This is a genomic window from Elusimicrobiota bacterium, assembly GCA_016722575.1.
GTDB lineage: Bacteria > Elusimicrobiota > Elusimicrobia > FEN-1173 > FEN-1173 > JADKIY01.
Window position 1 is genome coordinate 390,230 of sequence record JADKIY010000006.1, and the last position, 25,345, is coordinate 415,574.

A 25,345-nucleotide genomic window follows, 5' to 3' on the forward strand; every position below is an offset into this window, starting at 1 on the left:
TCGGCGATGTGCTAAAATAATGCCTTCGCTCTTTTCCGTTCAGGTCCGGGTTCCCGGAACCTCGGCCAATCTGGGCCCGGGGTTCGACGTCCTGGGGTTGGCCCTGTCCATCCACGAATCCGTGCGCGTGACTTTCGGCGGCGACGGCCCGGCGGTGCGCGTGCGGGCGACGGGCCCCGGGGCCGAGGCCATCCCCGTCGACTCGACCAATTTGGTGGTCCGGGCCCTTCGGGCCCTGTACCGGAAAGCCGGAAAAAAACTTCCGTCCGTCGACGTCGAGCTGGGCGTTCGCTTGCCCGTGGCCGGCGGCCTGGGCTCCTCCTCGGCCGCGATCGTGGGCGGACTGGTGGCGGCCAACGAATCCCTGGGCCGGCCCTTGGACCTTTCGGCGCTGATCGACCTGGCCACCGACATGGAAGGCCACCCCGACAACGTGGCCCCGGCCCTGGCCGGGGGATTGACCATGGCCGTCCGGGCCAAGGACGCCGTTCGCTGGGTGGCCTGGAAAGACGCTTCGCTTTTTAAGAACCTTCGGGCCGTCGTGGCCGTGCCGTCCTTCCAAGTGCCGACGGCGAAAGCCCGGCGGGCTCTCCCCGCCCGGGTGCCCCGGGCCGACGCGGTGTTCAACGCCGCCCACGTGGCGCTGCTGTTGGGCGCGGTGCGATCCGGCCGGTGGGAATTGCTGGGCGAAGCCATGGCGGACCGGCTGCACCAGCCGTACCGCGAAAAATTGGTGCCCGGGTTGTCCGCGGTGATCGCGGCCGCCCGGCGGGTGGGCGCCCACGGCGCGGCCTTGTCCGGCGCGGGCCCGAGCGTCCTGGCGCTCTGCGCCCCCGACGCGGCCCCTCGGGTGTCCCGGGCGATGATCGCGGCCTTTCAACGGAAGGGGTCCGCGGCCCGCAGCGAAATTTTGAAGATCGACACAGCCGGCGCCCGCGTTTTCGGCGTCTCACGAAAGAGAACGAAATGAGTTCCATCGTCGTTATGAAATTCGGCGGCAGTTCCGTGGCGGACGCCGACCGCATTAAAAACGTGGCCGGCCGCGTGGCCGCCAAGCGCAAGCAGGGCCACCGGGTGGTCGTGGTCGTGTCGGCGCCGGGCGACATGACGGACGATCTGATCGCCATGGCCGAAAAAATCACCGACAGCCCGAGCGGGCGCGAAATGGACATGCTGTTGTCGACGGGGGAGCAGGTCTCCATCGCGCTCCTGTCCATGGCCATCAACGAGCGCGGGGTGGCGGCGGTCTCCCTGACCGGCCCCCAGGCCGGCATTTTCGCCGACCAGGACCACACCCGGGCGCGCATCACGGCCATTCGGCCGAAGAAAATTTTTGAGCAATTGAAAAAAGGGAAGGTCGTCATCGTGGCCGGGTTCCAAGGCTTGAACCCCAACGAGGACATCGCGACCCTGGGCCGCGGGGGGTCGGATTTGACCGCCGTGGCCCTGGCGGCGGCTCTCAAAGCCGACGTGTGCGAAATCTACACCGACGTCAAAGGCGTCTACACGACGGACCCGCGCGTGGAGCCCGAAGCCCAGAAGATCGACCGCATTTCCTACGACGAAATGCTGGAGCTGGCCGGGGCCGGCGCCCAGGTGATGCAGGCCCGGTCCATCGAAGTGGGGAAGAAATACGGCGTGGACATCCACGTCCGTTCGACGTTTTCGGAAGACGCAGGAACTATGATCACGGCGGAGGTGCCGCGTATGGAACAGATCGTTGTCAGCGGGGTCGCCTTCGACCCCAAGCAGGCCAAAATCACTTTGAGCGGCGTGGCCGACCGGCCCGGCGTGGCGGCGAAAATCTTCGGCCCCCTGGCCGACGAGGGCGTCAACGTCGACATGATCATCCAGTCGGCCCCGACCGAGGGACGCAACGACATTTCCTTCACCATCGGCCGGGTGGACGTGAAGAAGGCCATGGCCGTCTTGGACCGCGTGTCCACCGACCTCAAGGTCGAGGAAGTGGTCTGCGACGACAAGGTGGCGAAAGTCTCCATCGTGGGCGTCGGCATGAAAGGCCACCCCGGCGTGGCGGCGAAACTCTTTAAATCCCTGGCCGAGGCCGGGATCAACATCGACATGATCTCCACCTCCGAAATCAAAATCGCCTGCGTGGTGCGGGAAGGCGACGGCCCGAAAGCCGTCCGCCTCGTGCACAAGGCCTTCGGCCTGGAAAAACCCCGGGTCAAAGCGAAGGCGTGAAAAAAAACCGCGCGTCCGACGCCGCCCGGGTGCGGCTCTACGACACCACCCTCCGGGACGGCACCCAGGGGGAAGGGGTCTCGCTCACCGTCGACGATAAGCTGAAGATCGCCCAGGTGCTGGACCGCCTGGGGGTCGACTACATCGAAGGCGGGTGGCCCGGCTCCAACCCCAAGGACGAGGAATTTTTCAAGCGCGCGCGTTCCCTGCGCCTGAAGAACGCCCGCCTGGCGGCCTTCGGCAGCACCCGCCGCCGGGACGCCGCCGCCCACCAAGATCCCAATCTGGCCGCCATCGTCCGGGTCAAAACCCCGGTCGCCTGCATTTTCGGCAAGTCCTGGGACCTCCACGTGATCCACGCCCTGCGGGCGACCCTGGACGAAAACCTGAAGATGATCGGCGAGTCCGTCAAATTCCTCAAATCCAAGGGCAAGGAAGTGGTCTACGACGCCGAGCATTTCTTCGACGGTTTCCGCGCCAACCCCGAGTACGCCCTGTCGAGTTTGACCGCCGCTTGGAAAGGCGGCGCGTCGAACCTGACCCTGTGCGACACCAACGGGGGCTCGCTCCCCCACGACATCGGCGAAATCGTCCAGGTGGTCCGCCGCCGTTTCCCGACGGTGGAATTGGGCATCCATTGCCACAACGATTCGGACGCGGCCGTCGCCAACTCCCTGGAAGCCGTGCGCCAGGGCGTTCGCCTCGTTCAAGGCACCGCCAACGGACTGGGCGAGCGGTGCGGCAACGCGAATTTGATCTCCGTGATTCCCGGCGTCATGACCAAGCTGGGCCTCCCCTGCGTGTCCAAGGACCAACTGCGGTCCCTGACCGAGGTGTCCCGCTACGTGGACGAGCTGGCGAACCAGGTGCCCAACGACCACCAACCCTACGTCGGAAATTCGGCCTTCGCCCACAAGGGCGGGGTGCACGTGTCCGCCATGGCGCGGCACGCCTCGACCTACGAGCACATGGACCCGGGCACCGTGGGCAACCAACGGCGGGTGCTGATCTCGGAACTGGCCGGGCGGTCCAACATGATTTTGAAAGCCCGGGAATTCAACCTCGATCTGGAAAAACACCCCGGAGCCATCGACAAGATCATCCAGCAGGTCAAGGCCCTGGAAAAAGAGGGCTATCAATTCGAAGGGGCCGAGGCGTCTTTTTATTTGTTGGTGACGCGGTTGGTTCGTCCCTTCAAACCCTTCTTTGATCAAAAAGGGTTCCGGGTGATCGTGGAGGAGGACAAGGACACCGGCGGGTTGGTGGCCGAAGCCTCCCTGAAAATCGCCGTCAAGGACGAGCGCGTCCACACCGTGGCGGAAGGCCACGGCCCCATCGACGCCCTGGACCGGGCGCTCCGCCGCGCCCTGGAAAAATTTTACCCCAACCTCCGCACGATGAGCCTCGTGGACTTCAAGGTCCGCGTCATCGACGGCGCGGTGGGCACCGCCTCCAAAGTCCGCGTGTTCGTGAACAGCCGCGACCACGCCGAGGAATGGGGCACGGTGGGGGTCTCCGACAACATCATCGAAGCCTCCTGGCAGGCCCTGCGCGACGCGGTGGAATACAAGCTCCTCCGCGACGGCAAGCGGCCGCGCTAGTCGTCCGATCGCCGGGCGGACTCCGCCGCTTTTCCCGGTTTCGTCGCGTCTTTTAACCGAAATTCCACCTTGGCCCGGCGCCTTTTGCGTCCCCGGACCCCCCCTCAATTTGGTATATTTCCCCTTTGATTTATCGTCGGGGAGACGTCCGTGAAGATTCTTTTTGTGGGGGACATTTTCGGCCGGCCGGGCCGGGACGCGGTGCGCGGATTCGTGCCGTCCCTTCGGCGCGAAGGCGGGATTGATTTCGCCATCGGGAACGCTGAAAACGCGGCCGGCGGGCGCGGTTTGACGGCCTCCACGGCCAAGGAACTTTTCGACGCGGGCTTGGACGTCCTGACCCTGGGGAACCACACCTGGGACCGCTCCGAAACCGAGCCCCTGCTGGCCGATCCCCGAATTTTGCGCCCCGCCAATTACCCGGCGCCCTTGGCCGGAAAGGGCCTGGGTCTTTATACGGTCGGCGGGCGATCCGTGGCGGTGCTTCAGTTGATGGGGCGGCACAACATGGCCTCGATCGACTGTCCGTTCCAGGCGGCGGATCGGCTTCTCAAGGAACGGCCCGCGCCGGTGGTGATCGTGGACATGCACGCCGAGGCGACCAGCGAAAAGCAGGCCATGGGTTGGCATTTGGACGGGCGGGCTTCCGCCGTGCTCGGCACCCACACCCACGTTCAAACGGCCGACGAGCGGGTGCTCCCCGGCGGGACGGCCTACATCGGCGACGTCGGCATGGCCGGGCCCCGGGACGGGATCATCGGCGGCGACCGGGCGGGGGCGCTCAAACGATTTTTGACCGGCGTGCGGGTTCGACTGGAAGTGGCCGAGGGCGACGCGCTGTTTTGCGCCGTGGTCGTGGACGTGGACGACGCGTCGGGCCGGGCCCGGTCGATCGAACGGATTTCGAAAGTGTGGCAACGGAAAGGCGGAACGGCGTGACCCCCGAGGAATTGAAAAAAGCGTTGGCGGCCAAGGCCGCAATGGTGGACAAGGCCCTGGACCGTCTCATGACCAAGGAAGAGGCCCTGCCGCCCGTGGTGCACAAGGCCATGCGGTATTCGGTGTTCGCCGGGGGAAAACGGCTGCGCCCGGTGTTGTGCCTGGCCGCGGCGGAAATCACGGGGGGGAAACCCGCCCGGGTGCTGCCCACCGCCTGCGCCCTGGAAGTGATCCACACCTACTCCCTGGTCCACGACGATCTGCCCGCCATGGACGACGACGATTTGAGGCGCGGCCGGCCCACCAACCACCGCGTGTTCGGCGAGGGCGTGGCCATTTTGGCCGGGGACGGTTTGCTGACCTACGGTTTTGAATTGATGGCCAAAAACGCCCGGGTGGCGGGCGTCCGCGCCGAGCGCGTGGTGGCCGCCATTGGCACGGTCGCCCGGGCCGTGGGGTCCCAGGGAATGGTGGGGGGCCAGGCGGTGGATTTGGAATCGGAAGGGCGCGGCGTGGCCTTGAACGGCAACCGCGCCAAGGTGTTGGACTACATCCACCGGCACAAAACCGGCGCGCTCATCACCGCGAGCCTGTCGGTGGGGGCGCTCCTCGCCGGCGCGTCGCCCGCGGCCCAACGGGCCCTGGAGCGCTACGGCGATCAAATCGGTTTGGCCTTCCAAATCGCCGACGACGTGCTGGACATCGTGGGCAACAAGGCGCTCCTGGGCAAAAGCGGCTCGGACGCCGAGAACCAGAAACTGACGTACCCCGCGGTTTACGGCCTGGACGAATCCCGCCGCCGGGCCCGACGGGCCGTGGACGAAGCCAAACGCCTTTTGAAACCCTTCGGCCGCCGGGCCGATCTGTTGGTGGCCCTGGCCGATTACATCATCACACGAGAGAACTGACATGAATATTTTGGACATGATCGACAAACCCCAGGACCTGCGGAACATCCGGAAGGATTTGCTTCCCATCCTGGCCAAGGACATCCGGCAAAAAATTCTGGACGTGACCTCCCAGGTCGGCGGCCACCTGGGCGCCGGGCTGGGCACGGTGGAGCTCGCCATCGCCCTGCACTACGTGTTCGAATCCCCCAAGGACAAGATCATTTGGGACACGGGGCACCAGGCGTACCCCCACAAATTGCTCACGGGGCGGCGGGACCGCTTCCACACCCTGCGGCAGTTCGGCGGGATTTCCGGATTTCTTTCCCGAAACGAATCCGAGCACGACGTGTTCGGCGCGGGCCACGCCTCGACCTCCATTTCGGCGGCTCTGGGTTTCGCCGCCGCCCGGGACGTGCTGAAGCAGGACCACCACGTGATCGCCGTGGCCAACGACGGGTCCCTGACCGGCGGCATGGCTTTTGAGGCCCTGCAAAACGCCGGCCACCTGGGCACGGACCTCCTGGTCGTTTTGAACGACAACCAAATGTTCATCTCCCACCGGGTGGGCGCCCTGGGCGCCTTCCTGGCCAAACTGGCCACCCTGGGCATGGTGCGCCGGGCGGAAAAGCAAATCGAAAAATTGCTCACCCGCATGAGTTTCTACGGCGCCTACCTGTTGCGCCTGGCGCGGCGGGCCAAGGTGATGCTCTTCCCCGGGGTGTTGTTCGAGGAAATGGGGTTCGGCTACCTGGGGCCCATCGACGGGCACGACCTGCCGCAACTCATTGAAGTCCTTCAGGCCATCAAGCAACTCAAGGGCCCCCACGTCCTGCACGTGGTGACGAAAAAGGGCCGGGGCTACGAGCCGGCCGAAGCCGACCCGATCAAATACCACGGCGTCACCCGCTTCAACCCCGAGACCGGCGAAATGGTCAAGGCCCCCGCCGGGCCCCCGAGCTACACGACGGTGTTCGGCCAGGCCCTGGTGAAACTGGCCAAGGAAGACTCCAAAATCGTGGCCATCACCGCGGCCATGCCCGAGGGCACCGGCTTGGACCTTTTCCGAAAAGAACTCCCTTCCCGCTTTTACGACGTGGGCCTGGGCGAGCAGCACGCCGTGACCTTCGCGGCCGGCATGGCCTGCGGGGGGTTGAAACCCGTGGTGGCCATTTACTCGACCTTCCTGCAGCGCGGGTTCGACCAGATGTTCCACGACGTGGCGCTCCAAAAACTGCCCGTCGTGTTCTGCCTGGACCGGGCGGGCCTGGTGGGCGAAGACGGTCCGACGCATCACGGGGCGTACGACCTGTCGTACTCCCGCATGTTCCCGAACATGACGGTCATGGCGCCCAAGGACGAGAACGAATTGCAGCACATGCTGAAAACGGCGCTCAACCTGCCGGGCCCGTCGGTGATCCGCTATCCCCGGGGCGCGGGGCAGGGCGTGGCCCTGGACACCGCTTATCACTTGATTCCCCTGGGCAAGGGCGAAGTCCTTCGGGAAGGCGAGGACGTGACGCTCTTGGCCATCGGCCACCCCATCGTGGCGGCCATGGAAGCGGCCGAAAAGCTGGCCGCCGAGGGCGTCTCCGTCCGGGTGGTGAACGCGCGGTTCGCCAAGCCCTTGGACCGGGAATTTTTGCTGGGCGTGGCGCGGCGAACGCCCCTTCTGGTGACCTTGGAAGAGAACACGCTGGTGGGCGGCTTCGGCGACGCCGTCCGGGAGGCGCTGGAGGGGGAAAACATCGCGATCCGAACCATCGCGTTGCCCGACGCCTTTGTGGAGCACGGGGCCCAATCCAAAATTCGCGAGAAGGCGGGCTTGTCCGCCGAAAAGATCGCGGCCCGCGTGTTGGAATTTCGCCGGCAGAGCCAGACGGTCTCCTGATCTGATCGAAAAAGTCCGACTGGATCACCTGCTGGTTCAGCGGGGATTGGCCGAAACCGGCGCCAAGGCCCAGGCCTTGATTCTGGCCGGCAAGGTGCGGGCCCCGGGGTTGAAGAACGTGAAGCCCGGCGAAAAAGTTCGGCTCGACCAGGAAATCGAGCTGGTGGCCGACCTGCCCTACGTTTCCCGGGGCGGGGAGAAATTGGCCGCGGCCCTGGACGAATTCGGCGTGGCGGTCCCGGGGCGGTTTTGCCTGGACGTGGGCGCCTCCACGGGCGGGTTCACCGACTGCCTGTTGCAACGGGGCGCGGTCGGGGTTCTGGCGGTGGACGTGGGCCACGGCCAGCTTCACTGGAAATTGCGAAACGACCCGCGCGTGGAGAATCTGGAAAAAACCCACGCCCGGGACTTGACCGCCGAACGGGTGGCGGCGAGCGCCGGCCCGGCGCTGTGGCCCGGGTTGCTCACGGTGGTGGACGTGTCTTTCATCTCCCTGGACAAGGTCCTGCCGACGGTGGCCGGGGCGACGCCCCCGGGCGGAGAGTTCGTGGTGCTGTTGAAACCGCAATTCGAGGTGGGCCCCAAGGACGTTCCGGGGGGCATCGTGCGGGACGACGCGGTGCGGGAGGCGGTGTTGGCCCGCGTTCAATCCCAGGCGGACGGCTGGGGATTTCGGTTTGAAAAATCCATGGTCTCGCCGCTCAAGGGCCGGGACGGCAACATCGAATATTTGCTGCACCTTTACAAAAAACCATGACCGAACCTTTCAACCCCGCTTCCATCGAGCCCAAGTGGCAAAAACGCTGGGAGGACGCCGGCGTTTTCAAATCGGACCCCGACCCCCGGAAGCCCAAACTCTACATTCTGGACATGTTCCCGTACCCCTCGGGCGCGGGCCTGCACGTGGGGCATCCCGAAGGCTACACCGCCACGGACATTCTGTCCCGAATGAAACGCATGCAGGGCTTCAACGTCCTGCACCCCATGGGCTGGGACGCCTTCGGCCTGCCGGCGGAAAACCACGCCATTCAAACCGGCCAGGCCCCCCGGGTCGTCACCCAAAACAACATCAACAATTTCCGGCGGCAGATCAAATCCCTGGGGTTCTCCTACGACTGGTCCCGGGAAGTGGACACCACCGACCCGGCCTATTACAAATGGACCCAATGGATTTTCCTCCAGCTCTACAAAAAAGGCCTGGCCTTCGAGGGCGTCAGCCCGATTAATTTCTGCCCCAGTTGCCGCACGGGCCTGGCCAACGAGGAAGTCCACCAGGGCGCCTGCGAGCGTTGTGGAACCCCCGTGGAACGGCGGGACATGCGCCAGTGGTTGTTGAAGATCACGGCCTACGCGGACCGCCTGCTGGAGGATTTGGAGGGCCTGGACTGGCCCGAATCCACGTTGGCCATGCAACGCAACTGGATCGGCCGCTCCGAAGGGGCCGAGGTGGTTTTCCAGGGCGCGGACGGCGCGGCGGGGAAATCCGTCACGGTTTTCACGACGCGGCCCGACACGCTCTTCGGCGCGACCTATTTGGTGCTGTCGCCCGAACACCCCCTGGTGCCGGCTTTTGCGACGGCGGAACGCCGGGGCGACGTGGAGGCCTACCAAAAGCTGGCCCGGAACAAATCGGACTTGGAACGAACGGACTTGGCCAAGGATAAAACCGGGGTGTTCACCGGCGGATCCGTCGTCAACCCGGTCAACGGCGAAAAAATTCCCGTCTGGATTTCGGATTACGTCCTGGTGAGTTACGGCACGGGCGCCATCATGGCGGTGCCGGCCCACGATTCCCGGGATTTCGAATTCGCCAAGAAATTCGGGATCGCCATCAAGCCCGTGGTGGCCCCGCGTTCCGGCGGCGCGCCGGACTCTTCCCGGGCTTTCGAGGACGAGGGCGTCGCGGTCAACAGCGGGTCCTACGACGGGTTGGAGACCGCCGCCTTCAAGAAAAAAATCACGGCGGATCTGGAAAAACGCGGCCAGGGGAAAAAGGCCGTCAACTACCGTCTGCGGGATTGGGTGTTTTCCCGCCAGCGCTATTGGGGCGAGCCCATTCCCATCGTGCACTGCCAGGGCGCCTGCGCGGGGCCCGTTCCGATCCCCGAAAAAGATTTGCCGGTGTTGTTGCCGGCGGTGGAGCGCTACGAGCCCACGGGCACGGGGGAATCCCCTTTGGCGGCGGTGGAGTCCTGGGTCAAAACCACCTGCCCCGTCTGCGGCGCCCCCGCCCGTCGGGAAACCAACACCATGCCCCAATGGGCGGGGTCCTGCTGGTATTACCTGCGCTATTTGGACGCCCGGAACGCCGACCGGGCCTGGGCCCCCGCGGCGGAGGCCTATTGGGCCGGGAAATCCGGCGTGGACTTGTATGTGGGCGGGGCGGAGCACGCCGTGCTCCATCTGCTCTACAGCCGGTTTTGGCACAAAGTGTTGTTCGATCTGGGGTTGGTCTCCTCCAAGGAGCCTTTCCATAAATTGCGCCACCAGGGCATGGTGTTGTCCTACAGCTACCGGGACAAGCTGGGGGCTTACCACGCCTACGATGAAATCGATTTCGCCTCCCGGCCGCCGAAACTCAAGAGCACCGGCGAAGTCCTGGCCGAGCAGGTCGAGAAAATGTCCAAGTCGAAAAAGAACGTGGTGAGCCCCGACGACATCATCGGCAAATACGGGGCGGACGCCATGCGGCTGTACGAAATGTTCATGGGCGATTTTGAAATGCCAAAACCCTGGGACATGCGCGGGGTGGAGGGCGTGACCCGGTTTTTGCAGCGGGTGTGGCGCCTGCTGGAGGCGCCGGCCGCGGCGGGCGATCCCCACGTGCGCCTCCGTCACAAAACCATTCAGGCCGTGACCGAGCGTGTGGACGGGTTCAAGTTCAACACGGCCATCGCCTCCTTGATGGAATACACCAACGTCCTGTCCACCGGCGCCGATCGGGCCGACGTGGAAGCCGTGGTGCTTTTGCTGTCGCCCTTCGCCCCGCACCTGGCGGAGGAAATGTGGGAACGGCTGGGCCACCGGGACCTGGCGTTCCGGGAAAAATGGCCGACGGCCGACCCGGCGCTCCTGGTGGACGACAGCGTGGAGATTCCGGTTCAAATCAACGGCAAGGTGCGGGACCGGGTACGGGTGGCGCCGAACGCCGCGCCGACCCTCGTGCTGGAAACGGCCCGGGCTCTTCCGCGAATCCAGGAAGCGTTGCGCGATCAACAGATCTTGAAGGAAATTCACGTCCCCGGGCGCATGGTGAGTTTCGTCACCCGGCCCGCAAACGGGAGGTCCGAATGAACCGACGTCGTTGGGCATGGGGGTTGGGGGGCATTCTTTTCGCCGGGCTCTTGGCCGGTTGCTCGGAAGTGGGCGGGTACAACACGCCCCTGGCGGTCACGCTGCCGCCCAGCATTCAAAAAATCGGCGTGCGGCCGTTCCAGAACCGGACGCAATTCTTCGGTTTGGAGGACAAGCTGCGCCTGCGGGTGGAGGAGGAATTCATCCGGGACGGGCGCCTGCCCTTCGTGAACCAGGAATCCCAGGCCGACGGGGTGATCGAGGGGGAAATCGTCAATTACATCCGCCAAGTGACCACCTACGACGCCAACAACCAGCCGGAGGAATACCGGCTGTGGGTCATCATGAACGTCCGGTTCATCGACCGGAAAAACGCCGTCACGCTTTGGGAAGAACCCCGGGTCGAGCAGGAATACCGCTACTTCGTGGAAACCGCCCCCGGCGGCCGCACCGAGGAAGAAGCCCGCGAAGCCCTGTGGGACCTGTTCGCCCGGGACATCGTGAAACGGACCATCGAAGGATTCGGTTCGGTCACCGGCGCCAGCGCGCGGAAAGTGCCCACCGAAACGCTGCCCGCCAAGGACGCCGCGACGCCGTCGCGTCCCCGGGTGGCCCCGCCGGCCCCCTACTGAGCCCATGCCCGCCGCCGACGACCCGCAGGCGCTGGTCGCGGGATGGTCCAAAGGGACCTTCCACCGCGTCTACATGCTGGCGGGCCCCGACGCGCTCACCAAGGAAGAAACCTTTCAACGGCTGAAAGCCAAGTTCATCGGCGACGACCCCGGCGGGATGAACACCGACGGGTTCGACGGGGCCGACGCCTCCGCCGGCGCGATTTTGGCGGCCGCGGGGACCCTGCCCTTTTTCGGCGGCCGCCGCTTGATCGTCGTTCGCCGCGCCCAGGAACTTTCCACCGCCGAAACCAACCGCCTGGCCGACGGCATCGCCGGCCTTCCCGACTCCAATTGCCTGGTCCTTCTGTGGGACGACAAGGCCGACAACCGCACCGTGTTGGTTCAAGCCGTGCGGAGCGCCGGGGCCGTGGCGGTGTTTTGGCCGCCCTTTGAAAATCAACTGCCGGGGTGGATCGTGGAGCGCGCCGCGGCCCAGGGAAAAAAGATGGGGTTGCCCGCGGCCCGGGCCCTGTTGGAAACCGTGGGGCCCTCCCTGCCGGATTTGGCCCAGGAAGTCGGCAAACTGGCGCTCTACGCCAAGGACCGGGCCGACCTCACGGCGGAGGACGTGGCCGCGGTGTCGACCGGCGGACGCGCCGGGTTTCACTTTATGGAATGGGAGCGGGTTCTCTGGAGCCGGGACCGGACCCGGGCCCTGGGCGTGCTGGAGGAAAAGCGGGGGCAGGGGGAAGCGGACGAGGCGCTCCTGCCGCAGTTCATCAAGGCCGTGCAGCGCTTGGCCCTGGCCAAGGCGCTCTTCGCGGAAAAGCGGCCCCGGTTGGAAGTATTTGAAAAGCTGTGGATTCGGCTTCGGGACGTTCAGGCCGATTTGGAAGCCGCCCAGGCGCGGTGGAGTTGGGGCGACGTCCGAAACGCCTTGGAGCGCCTTCTTCAGGCCGACGTGGCGATTAAATCCGGGCGCACAAGTGCCGACGCCGAATTAACGCGCTTAACGATCGCCTTGACGGAAGAAAACGCGCCGCTTAAGCGGCGCTGAGGGCTTTGTGGGCCGCCCGGGAGAGCTTGGCGATTTTGCGCGCCGCGTTCGTCGGATGAACGGTGTGGGCGTTGCCGAGCTTTTTCCAGGCGGACATCGTTTTGGGGAGGAGTTCCTTCACCTTGGCGGAGTCCTTGGCGGCGATGGCGCCGGTCAATTGCTTGGCCAGTTCGCGCGCCGTTGTTTTGGCGGCCACGTTGGCCCAACGGCGTTTAACGGCCTTGCGGACTTCCTTCAACGATGAAGTGTGACGTCCAGTTTTTAGCTTTGCCATAGGGCGAGATTTTAGATAATTTGATTTTGACCGTCAACCCGGGCCCCCCCTTCGAGGAGATTGTTTGACCATGACCCCGCCGTCCAACGCCGCGCGCCCCTCGTCCGAAAAAATGGTTCGCCACGCGGGCGCCGTTTCCATCGCGACCTTGATGTCCCGAATTTTGGGCTACGCCCGGGACGCCCTGGTGGCCAACGCCTTCGGCGGCGGCCATTTGACCGACGCCTTTTACGCCGCTTTCCGCTTGTCGAACCTGTTCCGCCGCATTCTGGGGGAAGGGCCCCTCGCCACGGCCTTCGTTCCCGTTTTTTCCGACCACCTGGCGCGGAAGGAGCGGGCCGAAGCCAACAATTTCTTTTACACCCTCTTCACCTTCCTGACGGTTCTGCTCCTGGGCATCGTGGCCTTGGGGATTTTGGGATCGCCCTTGATCGTGTCCCTGGCGGCGGGAGGGTTTAAGGCGGCGGACCCCTCCAAATACGAATTGACCGTCCGGCTCACCCGCCAGTTGTTCCCGTTCCTGTTGTTCGTCTGTTTGGCGGCCTTGTCCTCGGCGGCCTTGAACGCCCTGGGCTATTTCTTCATCCCCTCCCTGGCGCCCGCCATGCTGTCGGTGGCGACCATCGTCTACATCCTTTTTATCCACCGTTGGACGGTGGACCCCATTCAGGGGTTGGCGATCAGCACGACCGTCGGGGGGATTCTCCACTTCCTCATGCTGTGGCCCCAACTCAAGAAAGAGGGGCTGTTGTTCCGCTGGCGCTGGAACCCCCGGGACCCCGACGTTCGCCGGGTGGGCTGGCTGGTGCTCCCGTCCATTTGGGGGCTCTCCATCGACCAGGTCAACGCCTACGTGGACACCATTTGCGCTTCCTTCCTGGCCGAGGGGTCGGTGACGGCCCTCTACAACTCCAACCGGTTGATGCAGTTTTCCCTGGCTCTTTTCGGCGTGTCGCTGTCGACGGCCACCTTGCCCCACCTGGCGCTGAGCGCGGCCAAGGGGGATTGGGAGGCGTTCAAAGAAAACCTCAATTTTTCCATCCGCATGACGCTCTATATGGTGGTGCCGGCCACGGTCGGAATGGTCCTCCTGGCCCGGCCCCTGGTGCAATTGCTTTTTGAACACGGGCGGTTCACGGCCGTGCAAACGGGATACACCGCCGCGGCGCTCGCGGCCTACACCCTGGGCCTGCCGGCCTATTCCCTGGTCAAGGTGATCGTGACCGCTTTTTACGCCCAGAAAGACACCCGCACCCCCGTCCGCGTGGCGACCCTGTGCCTCTTCATCAACATGGTGGGGAACGTGGTGCTCATGCATTACTGGGGCGTGGGCGGTTTGGCCTTCGCCACGACCCTGGCGTCCTTTGTCAACGTCGGCGTGCTCGTCCATTACCTCCGCAAAAAGATCGGCCTCATGGGGGGGCGGCGCATCGGCGCGTCCCTCCTTCAAATGGCCGGGGCGGCCCTGGCCATGGCCGTGGCCAGTTGGGCCCTGCTCCGTTGGACGCCGGGGGTTTTGGCCCTTCGAACCCTGGTGGCCGTCGGGGGCGGGGCCGCGGTGTACATCGGACTCACGCGAATTTTAAAGATGGACGAATACGACCGGATGATGAGCCTCCTCCGCCGTCGGCGCGGGGCGAGCGTTCCCCTTGCCGAGTAACGAACTCCTCAAAACCCTTCCCCACCGACCCGGCGTCTATTTGATGCGGAACCGGGCCGGGGCCATCGTCTACATCGGCAAGGCCGTGGATTTACGGAAACGCGTGGCGAATTATTTCCGCCCCACGGGGTTGGAACCCAAGACCCGGGCCCTCATGGACGAGGTGCAACACATCGATTACATCGCGGCCGCCAGCGAGCGGGAGGCCCTGGTGATCGAGCAACGGCTCATCGGCCGCCACCAGCCCTTGTTCAACGTCATGTGGAAGGACGGGAAGACCTACCCCTTCGTCAAAATTTCCACCAACGAGGATTTTCCCCGGATCCGTCTCACCCGGGATCGGCGGCGGGACGGGGCCCGCTATTTCGGCCCGTACCCGAACGTCAGCGCGGTGCGGGGCCTCCTGGAAGGGCTGTGGAAGCGGAAACTCTTTCCCCTGCGCCCCTGCGACTACGAATTCACCGAAGCCCAACCGTTGACCTATCAAAAAGTCCGGTCGTGCCTTTACCTGCACACGGGCGAATGCCCCGCGCCCTGCCTGGGGCGGATCTCCCGGAAGGACTACGGCGGCCTGGTGGACCGGGCCGTTCTCTTTTTCGAGGGGAAAAACACCCTTCTTCGACGGGGCTGGGAAGCCGAGATGAAGCAGGCCGCGGCCGAAATGAAATACGAGAAGGCGGCCGTTCTCCGCGACCACCTGGCCGCCCTGGCCCACGTGCGGCAAACGGTGACGTTCCGGGCCATGCGGGAGGAGGACGTTTTGGGGCGGATCCAATCCACCCAGGCGCTCCAGGAACTTCAGCGGGCGCTGGACCTGCCGCGCCCGCCCCGGTGGATCGAATGTTTCGACATCTCGCACGTTCAAGGGGTGGAGACCGTGGCCTCCCTGGTCGTGCTTCGGGACGGGAAACCGGACAAGTCCCAATACCGGAAGTTCCGCGTGCGCACGGTGAAGGGAATCGACGATTTCGCCTCCATGGAGGAAGTCGTGGGGCGCCGCTACCGGCGCGTTCAAGCCGAGGGCGGGACCTGGCCGGATTTGACCTTGATCGACGGAGGACCGGGGCAGTTGTCGGCCGCCGTCCGGGCCGTGGCCCCCCTGGGGCGGCGTTTGGCCCTGGCGTCCCTGGCCAAACGGGAGGAGGAAATATTTTTGCCCGACCGCAAAGAGCCCATTTGCCTTCCCAAATCCTCCCCGGCCCTGCACCTGCTTCAGCGCGTTCGGGACGAAGCCCACCGTTTCGCCGTGACCTTCCACCGGTCGCGCCGCGACAAGAAAATGTTCGAAGGAGACGCCGATGCCCCTGCCGAAAAAAATCCGTGAAGCCATGAAAGACCATTCCGCTTTTTACCAGTCGGTCTGGAAGGCCTGCGCCGAAATCCCCCGGGGCGAGGTCCGCACCTACGGCTGGATCGCCCAAAAAATCGGCAAACCCGGAGCGGCCCGAGCGGTCGGGACGGCCCTCGGGGCCAACCCCTTCGCGCCCGTGGTCCCCTGCCACCGGGTGGTGCGGTCGGACGGCGGGATGGGCGGCTATTCCGGCCGGGGGGGCGTCGCGACCAAGCGGCGATTGCTTGAAAAAGAAGGCGCGGAAGTTGGACGGAAGGGATAATTGATATAATTCAAAAATTGTGCCCGGAATTCCGGGCCATTTTTTATGATTGAAACCATCCTGAAGTTCTTCATCGGCACGCAAAATCAGCGGACCCTCAAGGCCATCGACCCCTTGGTGGACCGGGCGGAGACCTACGCCCAGGCCACGGCCGCCCTGACGGACGAGGCGCTGAAAGCCAAAACCCCGGAGTTCAAGGAGCGCCTGGCCAAGGGCGAAACCCTGGACGACCTGTTGCCCGAGGCCTTCGCCGTCGCCCGGGAGGGCGCGGCCCGGGCCATCGGCCTGCGCCCTTACCGGTGCCAACTGATCGGCGGCATCGTCCTCCATCGCGGCATGATTTCCGAAATGAAAACCGGCGAAGGCAAGACCCTGGTCGCCACCCTGCCGGTGTATTTGAACGCCCTGACCGGGAAGGGCGTTCACCTGGTGACCGTCAACGACTACCTGGCCAAACGCGACCGCCAGTGGATGGGGCCCATTTACGAATTCCTGGGATTGACCGTCGGCTTCGTCCAGCACGACATGCCCAACGACGAACGCCGCCGGGCTTACGCCTGCGACGTGACCTACGTCACCAACAACGAAATCGGCTTCGACTATTTGCGCGACAACCTGGTGCGGGACCCGGGCCACCGGGTTCTGCGGCCCTTCAATTTCGCCATCGTGGACGAAGTGGACTCCATCTTGATCGACGAGGCCCGGACGCCCCTCATCATTTCCGGTCCCGGGGAAGCCTCCAGCCAGCGCTACCAAATCGTCAACCGCCTGATTCCCCAGCTGAAGGGCCGGGTCATCACCGAGTCCGAGGAAATCGAGGCCAAGTACAAGGGCATCGACCTGGGCGCCGGGTTCGATTACATCGTGGACGAAAAGGCCCACACGGCGACCCTGACCGACCAGGGCATCGGCAAGTGCGAATCCCTCCTGAGCGTGCGCAGCCTCTACGACGATATTTCCGGGGAATGGGTGCACCACATCTCCCAGGCCATCCGGGCCCACAAGCTTTACCAGAAAGACGTCGACTACGTCGTCAAGGACGGTGAAGTGATCATCGTGGACGAATTCACGGGGCGGTTGATGCCCGGGCGCCGCTGGTCCGACGGGCTGCACCAGGCGGTCGAGGCCAAGGAAGGCATCCGCGTCGCGGAGGAAAATCAAACCCTCGCCACCATCACCTTCCAGAACTTCTTCAAGCAATACAAAAAGCTGGCCGGCATGACGGGCACCGCCCTGACCGAGGCGAAGGAATTTTGGGAAATCTACAAGCTGGACGTCGTCGCCATTCCGCCCAACAAGCCCACCCGCCGGGGCGACCAGGCCGACCGCGTGTTCCGCACCGAGCGGGAAAAATACGAAGCCATCGTGGACGAAATCGAGGATTGTTGGCGGCGGGGCCAGCCCGTGCTCGTGGGCACGCGCTCCATCGAAAAATCGGAGCGGTTGGCCGCCATGCTCCGGCGCAAGGGCATCCCGCACAGCGTTTTAAACGCCAAGTACCACGAGCAGGAGGCGAGCATCATCGCCCAGGCCGGACGGAAGGCCGCCGTCACCATCGCCACCAACATGGCGGGCCGCGGCACGGACATTATTTTGGGCGGCAACCCGCCCGACGCCGAGGCCGCCGACATCGTCAAGCACGGTTCGATCTTCTTCGGGTTGGGCGATTTCAACGTTTACGATTACGAAAGCCGCGCCAAAAAACCCGAAACGGTGGACCGGGTGCTTCTGGCCAAGATGAACGTGGACGCCAAGGGCTGGCCCAAAGCGACGGAAAAACAAGCCATCGCCGCCCTGAACGCCCTGTTGGATCAACCCGATTTGGACAAGGCCCTGGAGATCGCCGGGGCGCCCGCCGCTTTGAGCGCCGAGCTTAAGGAGAAAGTCGCCCAGGCGCGAACCGCGGGGCAGGCGGTCGACACCGATACGCTTCGGACGTACAACCGGGCGCTTCTGGAAAGTTTGCTCCCCGAAAACATTCTGGCCCGGGAACGCCGGGGCGGCTTGCACATCCTGGGCACCGAGCGCCACGAGTCCCGGCGCATCGACAACCAACTGCGGGGCCGCGCCGGCCGCCAGGGCGATCCCGGCTCGTCCCGGTTCTATCTGGCGTTGGACGACGAGTTGATGCGCCTTTTCGGCTCCGAGCGGATGCAGGCGTGGATGTCGCGCTTGGGCATGCAGGAGGGGGAGGACATTCAGCACCCCTGGGTGAACAAAGCCATCGAGAGCGCCCAAACCAAAGTCGAAGCCATGAACTTCGACATCCGCAAACAGCTTTTGGATTTCGACAACGTCATGAACAAGCAGCGCGAGGCCGTGTATAAATTGCGGAACGCGATTTTGGACGGTTTGGACCTGACGGACCGGCTGAAAACCATGATGGTGGAATCCCTCGAGGAAAAGCTGGCCCTCTGGGCGCCGGAAAAGGCCCATTCCGACGAGTGGGAGTTCCAGAGCCTGAAGGCCTGGCTGGCCCGGGGGTTCGGGGTGGAGCGCGAATTTAAGTTGGAGGCCTATCCTTCGTCGGCCGCCTTGTTGACGGAATTGACCGAGGTGTTGGAAGACGCCTTTCAAAAGCGCGCGTCGACGGTGGGCGCCGACCTGTTCCGCCAGATGGGGCGCTTCATTCTCTTGCAAGTGATGGACACCGCCTGGGTGGATCACCTGACCTATTTGGAACAGTTGCGGAAGGGCATCTTCCTTCGGGCCTACGGGCAGAAGGACCCCCTGATCGAGTTCCAAAAAGAAGGCTTCGCCCTTTTTGAGGGCATGATGCAGCGGATCCGGGAAGAGACTCTGGAATACATGTTCCACCTGGAAGCCGCGCCCCAGTCCGCCCCGGCCGAACGGGTGATGTTGCTGGAAAAACCCGAATCGCCCGACGTGGCGGGCGAAGCCTCCCGATCGGAGCCGGCGCGCGCCGTTCGCCCGGCGCCCCTGATCGCCACCGCCCGCCCCAACGGGAAAAACCCGCCGGCCGCCCCCGTGGCCGCCCTTCCGACGGTGAAAACCATCGGGCGCAACGACCCCTGCCCCTGCGGCAGCGGGAAGAAATACAAGAAGTGCTGCGGCAAATAATCCTCCCCCTCCGTTGAAACGCCACATTCCCCTTTGGGTCGGGCCGCTCGCCACCGCGGTTCTCTATGTTTTTTGTTTTCCGCGGTTCAACGCGGGCGGGTGGTTGGGCTGGGTCGTCCTGGTTCCGTTCCTTCTGGCGATTCCCCGGTGGCCGCTTAAAAAAGCGTTGATCGCCGGAGGCCTGGCGGGGTTCGGGGCCCATCTCGGCACCTTGTATTGGGTGTATCCCACCTGCCGGTGGGGGGGCGTCGGAATCGGGGTGAGCGCGCTGGCGTTGGTTTCCTTGTCGGCCTATCTCGCGCTCTATTGGTCGGCCTTCGCCGCCGCGGTCAAAGCGGGGGAGGAAATGAAAACCGCCCGGCCGTTTTTCCTGGCCGCCGCCTGGGTGGCGCTGGAATACCTTCGTGCCCACCTCCTGACCGGTTTCCCCTGGCTTCCCCTGGCCGGTTCCCAGTGGCTCGTTCCCAAACACCTTCCCTTGGCCGCCATCGGCGGCGCCCACGCGGTGTCCTTTATGGTGGCGCTCTTTAACGGCGCTTTGGCCCTGGCGATCGACGGCCGTCTCCGGGGGGAAAAGCGCTGGGCGCGCCCCGCCGTGCCCGCCCTGTTGGCCCTGGTGGGTTTGACCGCCTGGAGCGTCGCCCTGTGGCGGCACCCGCCGGCGGAAGGCCCCGCGCTCCGCGCCGCGATTGTGCAGGGGAACATCGACCAATACAAAAAATGGGACCAAAATTACGAGGACGAAATCGTCGCGGCCTACACCGCGCTCACCCGAACCGCCGCGCAGGAATCCCCCGCGCTCATCGTGTGGCCGGAGACCGCGGTGCCCGGCTGGATCCCCAACGACGTGAAATATCTGGAGTGGGTGGCGGGATTGGCCAAGGCGGCCCGGATCCCCATTCTCTTCGGCGCCGTCTCCCGGCAGGCGGGGCGGGATTACAACGCGGCCTTTCTCATGTCCCCGGCGGGGGAATTGATCGGCCAATACCGAAAGCGGCACTTGGTCCCTTTCGGCGAATACGCCCCGTTTCAAAAAATCCTGGGACGGTTGGACGGCGTGTTGAGCGCTTTGGGGGCTTTCGACGCCGGGGACGAGGCCAGCGTTTTGGCGGGGCCCGTGCCTCTGGGCGTGAGCGTCTGCTTTGAAGGGCTTTTCCCGGGGCTTGTCGCCGACTTTTCCCGGGCGGGGGCGAAGGTCCTGGTGAACATCACCAACGACGGCTGGTACCGCGACAACGCGGCCCCGGAACAGCATTTTTCGGCCAACGTGCTTCGGGCGGTGGAAAACGGCCGTTGGGTTCTGCGGGCCGCGAACACGGGGATCTCGGGTTTCATCAACCCCCGGGGGGAAATCCTCGCCAAAACCGCCTTGCTCACCGCCGCGGTTCTTCCCGGGCCGCTAACGGCCACGGACCGGCCGACCTTTTATGTTCGCCACGGGGATTGGTTCGCGGGGGGATGTTGTTTGATCGTTCTCCTCGGAGCCGGGAAAGCGCTGATTCAAAAAAGGCGAAGACCTTTCCCGGCGGCCTCGCGCTGATCGTTTTTCTTTTCCGGTTTATCGGTCGGGTCCGTTCCCCGAGCGAAAAACCTTCCGCCGAAAATACCATTCCACCGCTTTAACCCACCACCCGTCCGGCACCCACTTCCGAAGAAACCAATGAAGATGGGCGTCCCCCCCGATGCGCACCCGGAGCGGAATCCGCCGGGCTTCGCAAAGGTCCGCCATCCGCCGGGACACCGCCCGGGGATCTTTTTCCGAATTCTCCCGAAAGGTTTTTAGGAAATCCTCAAAGGCCCGAACCCGCTTTTTGTCCGACGCGGGGACGTCCTCCTTAAGGGGCGGCCGGAGGGCGGCCCGGGAAAACCCGGTTCGATAGGCCCCCGGCTCGACCGCGCAGACTTGTACGCCGGACTCGGCGAGGTCGTAAAAGAGCGCCTCGGTCAGGGCGTCCAGGGCGTGCTTGGAAGCGCCGTAGGTGCCGTAAAAAGGAAACGTCGTGTAGGCCGTCAGGCTGGTGACGTTCAGAATCCGCCCCCGGGAGGACCGCAGAACGGGGAGGAGCCCCTGCAGGAGCGCCAACGGACCGAAAAAATTGAGATCGAATTGGTTGCGGACGTCCGTCAAGGATTGATGTTCGACCGGCCCCAGGACCGCGGCCCCCGCGTTGTTGATCAAGACGTCCAACTGCCGTCCGAAATGGAGTTTCGTTTTTTCAACCAGGTGTTGGATCGAAGCGGGGTCCCGCAGGTCGACGTCGGCGAATTTAAGCCGGGGGGAATCGGCCAGGTCGGGAAACAACGCCGCGCCCCGGACTTCGCCGCCCCGCAGGGCGGCCAGCACCCGGTGCCCCCGGGCGTGCAATTCCGTCACCAGCAATCGGCCGAAACCGCCGGAGGCGCCGGTCAATAGGATCGATTTTTCCATGCCCGTAGAGTATACGGGAGGAACGGGCAAAAAAAAAGTCTTTCCGCGTCCCCCGCCCGGGAACGGCCGGGTTGAATTTGTCGGCGGGCGGGATATACTGAAACCATGGCGACGTCGATGGAACGATTGTCGGGGCGCGTGGAATCCCTGGGGCGGGAACTCCTCCGCCGGTCCGCGGAATTCCGTTCCCCTCTTTTCTCGCGGAATGGGCTGACGGAAAAGCTGTTGGACGCCGGGATGAACCACCGGGCCCTGCGGCGGGCCCTCCTGACTTTTTTGGACGTGAGCCCGACCCTCGCGAACAACGCCGAAGTCAAAGGAAAACTTTTGGATCTATTGGAAGAGTCGGCCGCCCCCGGCTGGATCGCCCGGTGGATTCCGGCGAATCTTCTGGCCCCGGGGCTCCGCTTCGGCCTGCGGTGGATGGCCGAACGTTTCATCGCGGGCGAAACCATCGAGGAGGCCGGTCCCCGCCTGGAGGCCCTTCGCCGCGAAGGGTCGGACGTGCTCTTGGACGTCCTGGGCGAAGGGCTCACCTCCGCGCGCTCCTCCGAGGAGCACGTGGGCCGCTACCTGGACCTTCTGGCCCACCTCCCGCGCCCCCATATTTCGATCAAAGTGTCCGCCCTGGCGCCTTTTTTCGGCCCGCTGAACGAGGCGGCCCTGGTGGAAGCCCGGGAGCGTCTGCGGCGGGTGGCGCGCGCCGCCCAAAAACAGCCGGGGGCTTTTCTTTGGATCGACATGGAGCAACACAGCCTGAAGAGCCGGATCTTTCAGGTCTATCGGGATTTGCTCGACGAAAAGGAATTTTCCGGTTTTGACGGCCTGGGCCTGGCGGTGCAGGCCTATCTTCGGGAGACGGCCCGCGATTTGGAGGACCTGAAGTCCTGGTCCCTGGCCCGGGGACGGCGGACGCCGGTTCGCCTCGTGAAAGGCGCTTACTGGGACCAGGAAAACCTTTGGGCGGCCAAAGCGGGCTGGCCGGTGCCCGTCTGGCCCCATAAACACCGAACCGATCGGGAATTCGAGGCCCTGTCGGCTTTCCTTCTGGAAAATCCCGAGGCTTTCCGGCCGGCCTTCGGCACCCACAACGCCCGAAGCCTCGCCGTCGTCCTGGCCCTGGCGGAGGACCGGGGATTGGCCCCGGGGGACGTGGAATTTCAAACGCTCTTCGGCATGGCCGAGGAAACCCGCCGGGCGCTGAACGCCATGGGACAACGAACCCGGGTCTACACCCCCTACGGAGGCCTGGTTCCCGGGATGGCTTATCTGGTCCGGCGGGTGCTGGAAAACACGGCGAACGAATCCTTTCTGCGCCAATCCCATCGCCGCGCGGGCCCCGCCCTTCTGCTCCGGCCGCCCGCGGCGGAGACCGCGGAGGAGAGCGCCCCCGGGGAGAATCGGGGGTTCGTCAACGAGCCCTTGACGGATTGGTCGCGTCCGGAAAACCGCGGACGCATGGCGGATTCCTTGGCCCGCGAGGCGTCGTCGGCGCCCTCCCCCGGCGGAGGCGCCGGGGATCCCGGCGCGGCGCTGGAACGTGCGGCCAACGCCGCGGAGGCCTGGGGGCGCCGAACCGTGCGGGATCGGGCCGACCGCTTGCGGGCGGCGGCCCGGGAAATGCGGCGGCGCCGTTTCGAGCTGGCGGCCAAAATCGTCCGCGAAGTGGGGAAAACCTGGGTCGAAGCCGACGCCGATGTGGCGGAAGCCGTGGACTTCATCGAGTATTACACCGCCGAGGCCGAACGCCTGGACGTTCCGCCGGCTCTTCCGTCTCTCCCGGGGCTGCGGAACCGGATGGTCCACCGGCCCCTGGGGCCGGGCGTGGTCATCGCTCCGTGGAATTTCCCCCTGGCCATTCCCTGCGGGATGACCGTGGCGGCTCTCGTCACGGGCAACACCGTCGTCCTTAAACCGGCGGAGCAGGCCCCCGGGATTGCCCGGGAGCTCGTGGACCTGTTGTCGACGGTGTGCCCGCCCGGGGTGATTCAGCTCGTTCCCGGGCCCGGGGAAACGGTCGGCGCGGCCCTGGTGAAAGACCCCCGAACCCAGTTCATCGCCTTCACGGGGTCGGACGACACCGCCCGACACATCCGTCAAGACGCGGCCGACGCGCCTTTCGCAAAACGACTGATCCTGGAGACGGGCGGCAAGAACGCCATCTTCGTCGACGCGGACGCCGATCTGGACCTCGCCCTGGCCGGCGTGATCGACTCCGCTTTCGGCTACAGCGGTCAAAAATGCAGCGCCTGTTCCCGATTGATTCTTCACGAAAAAATCCGGGAGCGTTTCCTGGCCCAATTTCTGGAGTTGGTGGCGGCTCTCCGGGTGGGGGATCCCGCGGACCCCTCGACCCAGGTGGGCCCGCTGATCGACGATGCGGCGTTCCGGAAGGTGCGGGGCTACGTCGAATTGGGGAAAGCGGAGGGGCGATTGCTCACGCCGGAAAAGGCGGACGCCGCCGCGCGGCTGGTGTGGCCGGCGGTGATGGAGTTGACGTCGCCCCGGGCCCGGTCGGCCCAGGAGGAGATTTTCGGTCCCGTGGTCGCGGTGTTCACCGCGGGAAGCGCGCCGGACGCCTTTGAAATCATGAACGCGACGCGCTTCGCTTTGACGGCCGGGGTCTTTACGCGGTCGTCAGAGACCAAGGCGCTTTTCGGCCGGTCCGTCGTCGCCGGGGTCAAATACGTGAACCGGAAAATCACCCACGCGAGCGTGGGCCTCATCCCCTTCGGGGGAACCCGGGCCTCGGGCACCGGTACGCACGCGGGCGGCCCGTTCACCCTCCTCCAATTCCTTCGCCAAGAAGTTCAAATCGAAGAACCGCCCCACTACGAAATCGATTTGCCGTGAACTTGTCAAAGCCGCGTTAAAAACTGCTAAAATCCTTTCGCGGGGTGGAGCAGCCTGGTAGCTCGCGAGGCTCATAACCTCGAGGTCGTAGGTTCAAATCCTACCCCCGCAACAAAAAAAACCGGTCGCGCATTGGCGCGGGCGGTTTTTTTGCTTTTTGGCGGATTTGAACCTACGACCGGGAGAAATAAAAGTCCAAATCCGACGGAGGCGCGGGAGCCGACCCCACCGCAGAGCTCTTGGGGCCGGCGGCGCGCCGGAGGCGCAACCCCTCCGCCGACGAAACGGTTGGAGCGCGACCGCCTTGGTGGAAATGCGGCGGGGAGCGGCCGCCGGGAGCCCCCCCGAATAAAGTCACGCCTTAGCGTTTTTAAGTTCGAAGGAAGATTCGTGTTGCGTTGTCGGGGGATCGGGGGATGGACAAGGCGTTGGCCCCTGGGAGCGGCCCCATCGTCCCACCGTTTGGTTGAACAAGGCTTTCCCGATCTGATATATTCCACCCATGCGAAAATGGTCCGCCCTTTTTTTGGCCGTGATGTTGGCGGTGCCGGCCCACGCCGGGGGCGCGGCGCCGAAAAAGCAACCCGCCGATTGCGCGGTGTGCGGCCACGTGTGTTGTTGCCCCGATGTCTGCGCGAAAATAATTAAAAACCGGAAATCCGCGGCGCCTTCGTCGGGCGCGGACGCCCCCGCCCAGGACCCCTGCGGCGTTTCAGAGGCCCAGTGCCGGTTGGGCCCCCTGGAGGGGAATCCCGCCTTTCTTCGAGAAGCGTGCCGGCCGGCGGAGCCTTTGCGCGGCCCGACGCTCGCGGTCCGCCCGGTGAAGGCGGATTTGTCCCGTTTCACCGACGGATGTCCCTTTTTGCCGTACCGAAACATTTTCTCGCCGGTTCCCGTTCCGCCCCCCCGTTTCCAACCCCTGGTCTAATCCGAAATAGTTCGCCGTCC

Annotated in this window: 19 protein-coding genes and 1 tRNA gene; 18 read left to right on the top strand and 2 right to left on the bottom strand. The window is 64.7% G+C overall.

Annotated features, from left to right (window positions below):
* The first annotated feature begins 19 nt into the window (after positions 1–19).
* The 10 genes from IPP68_11645 (at position 20) to holA (ending at position 12,488) form a co-directional block, all read left to right on the top strand.
* The gene (locus IPP68_11645) at positions 20–970 is read left to right on the top strand and encodes a homoserine kinase (GenBank protein MBL0351007.1); all 951 of its coding nucleotides are present in this window, start codon (positions 20–22) and stop codon (positions 968–970) included.
* Positions 967–2,205: an aspartate kinase gene (locus tag IPP68_11650; protein ID MBL0351008.1), complete on the top strand. Its 1,239-nt coding sequence runs from the start codon at positions 967–969 to the stop codon at positions 2,203–2,205. Before IPP68_11645 ends, IPP68_11650 begins: the two co-directional genes overlap by 4 nt.
* A complete protein-coding gene (locus IPP68_11655) occupies positions 2,202–3,806 on the top strand; it encodes a citramalate synthase (GenBank protein MBL0351009.1) in 1,605 nt (534 codons plus the stop codon). Before IPP68_11650 ends, IPP68_11655 begins: the two co-directional genes overlap by 4 nt.
* A 150-nt stretch (positions 3,807–3,956) precedes the next feature.
* Entirely contained in the window at positions 3,957–4,745 is a 789-nt protein-coding gene (locus IPP68_11660) for a TIGR00282 family metallophosphoesterase (GenBank protein ID MBL0351010.1), read from the top strand.
* Positions 4,746–4,786: 41 nt separating this feature from the next.
* The gene (locus IPP68_11665; protein MBL0351011.1) at positions 4,787–5,653 is read left to right on the top strand and encodes a polyprenyl synthetase family protein; all 867 of its coding nucleotides are present in this window, start codon (positions 4,787–4,789) and stop codon (positions 5,651–5,653) included.
* 1 nt (position 5,654) lies between these two features.
* Positions 5,655–7,523 (top strand): 1-deoxy-D-xylulose-5-phosphate synthase, encoded by a 1,869-nt coding sequence (locus IPP68_11670; GenBank protein MBL0351012.1) that lies wholly within the window; start codon positions 5,655–5,657, stop codon positions 7,521–7,523.
* Between the two features lies 1 nt (position 7,524).
* Positions 7,525–8,280: a TlyA family RNA methyltransferase gene (locus IPP68_11675; protein ID MBL0351013.1), complete on the top strand. Its 756-nt coding sequence runs from the start codon at positions 7,525–7,527 to the stop codon at positions 8,278–8,280.
* On the top strand, positions 8,277–10,817 hold the full coding sequence (locus IPP68_11680; GenBank protein ID MBL0351014.1) for a leucine--tRNA ligase: 2,541 nt from the start codon (positions 8,277–8,279) through the stop codon (positions 10,815–10,817). The genes IPP68_11675 and IPP68_11680 overlap by 4 nt, the downstream gene beginning before the upstream one ends.
* Complete coding sequence (locus IPP68_11685; protein MBL0351015.1) at positions 10,814–11,449, top strand: LptE family protein; 636 nt, start codon at positions 10,814–10,816, stop codon at positions 11,447–11,449. The genes IPP68_11680 and IPP68_11685 overlap by 4 nt, the downstream gene beginning before the upstream one ends.
* 4 nt (positions 11,450–11,453) lie before the next feature.
* On the top strand, positions 11,454–12,488 hold the full coding sequence (gene holA, locus IPP68_11690; GenBank protein MBL0351016.1) for a DNA polymerase III subunit delta: 1,035 nt from the start codon (positions 11,454–11,456) through the stop codon (positions 12,486–12,488).
* Here holA and IPP68_11695 read toward each other — a convergent pair.
* Complete coding sequence (locus IPP68_11695) at positions 12,475–12,762, bottom strand: 30S ribosomal protein S20 (protein MBL0351017.1); 288 nt, start codon at positions 12,760–12,762, stop codon at positions 12,475–12,477. The two genes, holA and IPP68_11695, sit on opposite strands and share 14 nt — an antisense overlap.
* 70 nt (positions 12,763–12,832) lie before the next feature.
* On the opposite strand from IPP68_11695, the gene murJ reads away from it, so the two are divergent.
* From murJ to lnt, 5 genes are read left to right on the top strand one after another with little or no spacing between them, the layout of a single operon-like run.
* Entirely contained in the window at positions 12,833–14,422 is a 1,590-nt protein-coding gene (murJ, locus tag IPP68_11700; protein ID MBL0351018.1) for a murein biosynthesis integral membrane protein MurJ, read from the top strand.
* Positions 14,412–15,746, top strand: a complete 1,335-nt coding sequence (locus IPP68_11705; protein MBL0351019.1) for an excinuclease ABC subunit UvrC — start codon at positions 14,412–14,414, stop codon at positions 15,744–15,746. The genes murJ and IPP68_11705 overlap by 11 nt, the downstream gene beginning before the upstream one ends.
* A gap of 4 nt (positions 15,747–15,750) precedes the next feature.
* A complete protein-coding gene (locus IPP68_11710) occupies positions 15,751–16,035 on the top strand; it encodes an MGMT family protein (protein MBL0351020.1) in 285 nt (94 codons plus the stop codon).
* Between the two features lie 45 nt (positions 16,036–16,080).
* Positions 16,081–19,116, top strand: coding sequence for a preprotein translocase subunit SecA (gene secA / locus IPP68_11715; GenBank protein MBL0351021.1), 3,036 nt, complete (start codon positions 16,081–16,083; stop codon positions 19,114–19,116).
* 13 nt (positions 19,117–19,129) lie between these two features.
* Positions 19,130–20,656, top strand: a complete 1,527-nt coding sequence (lnt, locus tag IPP68_11720; GenBank protein ID MBL0351022.1) for an apolipoprotein N-acyltransferase — start codon at positions 19,130–19,132, stop codon at positions 20,654–20,656.
* Between the two features lie 18 nt (positions 20,657–20,674).
* Here lnt and IPP68_11725 read toward each other — a convergent pair whose 3' ends face one another.
* Entirely contained in the window at positions 20,675–21,544 is an 870-nt protein-coding gene (locus IPP68_11725) for an SDR family oxidoreductase (GenBank protein ID MBL0351023.1), read from the bottom strand.
* A gap of 105 nt (positions 21,545–21,649) precedes the next feature.
* Between IPP68_11725 and IPP68_11730 the strand changes: the two genes are divergently transcribed.
* The 3 genes from IPP68_11730 to IPP68_11740 all read left to right on the top strand — a co-directional run bounded on the left by IPP68_11730 (position 21,650) and on the right by IPP68_11740 (position 25,325).
* Entirely contained in the window at positions 21,650–24,397 is a 2,748-nt protein-coding gene (locus tag IPP68_11730) for a proline dehydrogenase family protein (protein MBL0351024.1), read from the top strand.
* Between the two features lie 38 nt (positions 24,398–24,435).
* Positions 24,436–24,509, top strand: a tRNA-Met gene (locus IPP68_11735).
* 390 nt (positions 24,510–24,899) lie between these two features.
* The gene (locus IPP68_11740) at positions 24,900–25,325 is read left to right on the top strand and encodes a hypothetical protein (protein ID MBL0351025.1); all 426 of its coding nucleotides are present in this window, start codon (positions 24,900–24,902) and stop codon (positions 25,323–25,325) included.
* Positions 25,326–25,345 lie beyond the last annotated feature (20 nt).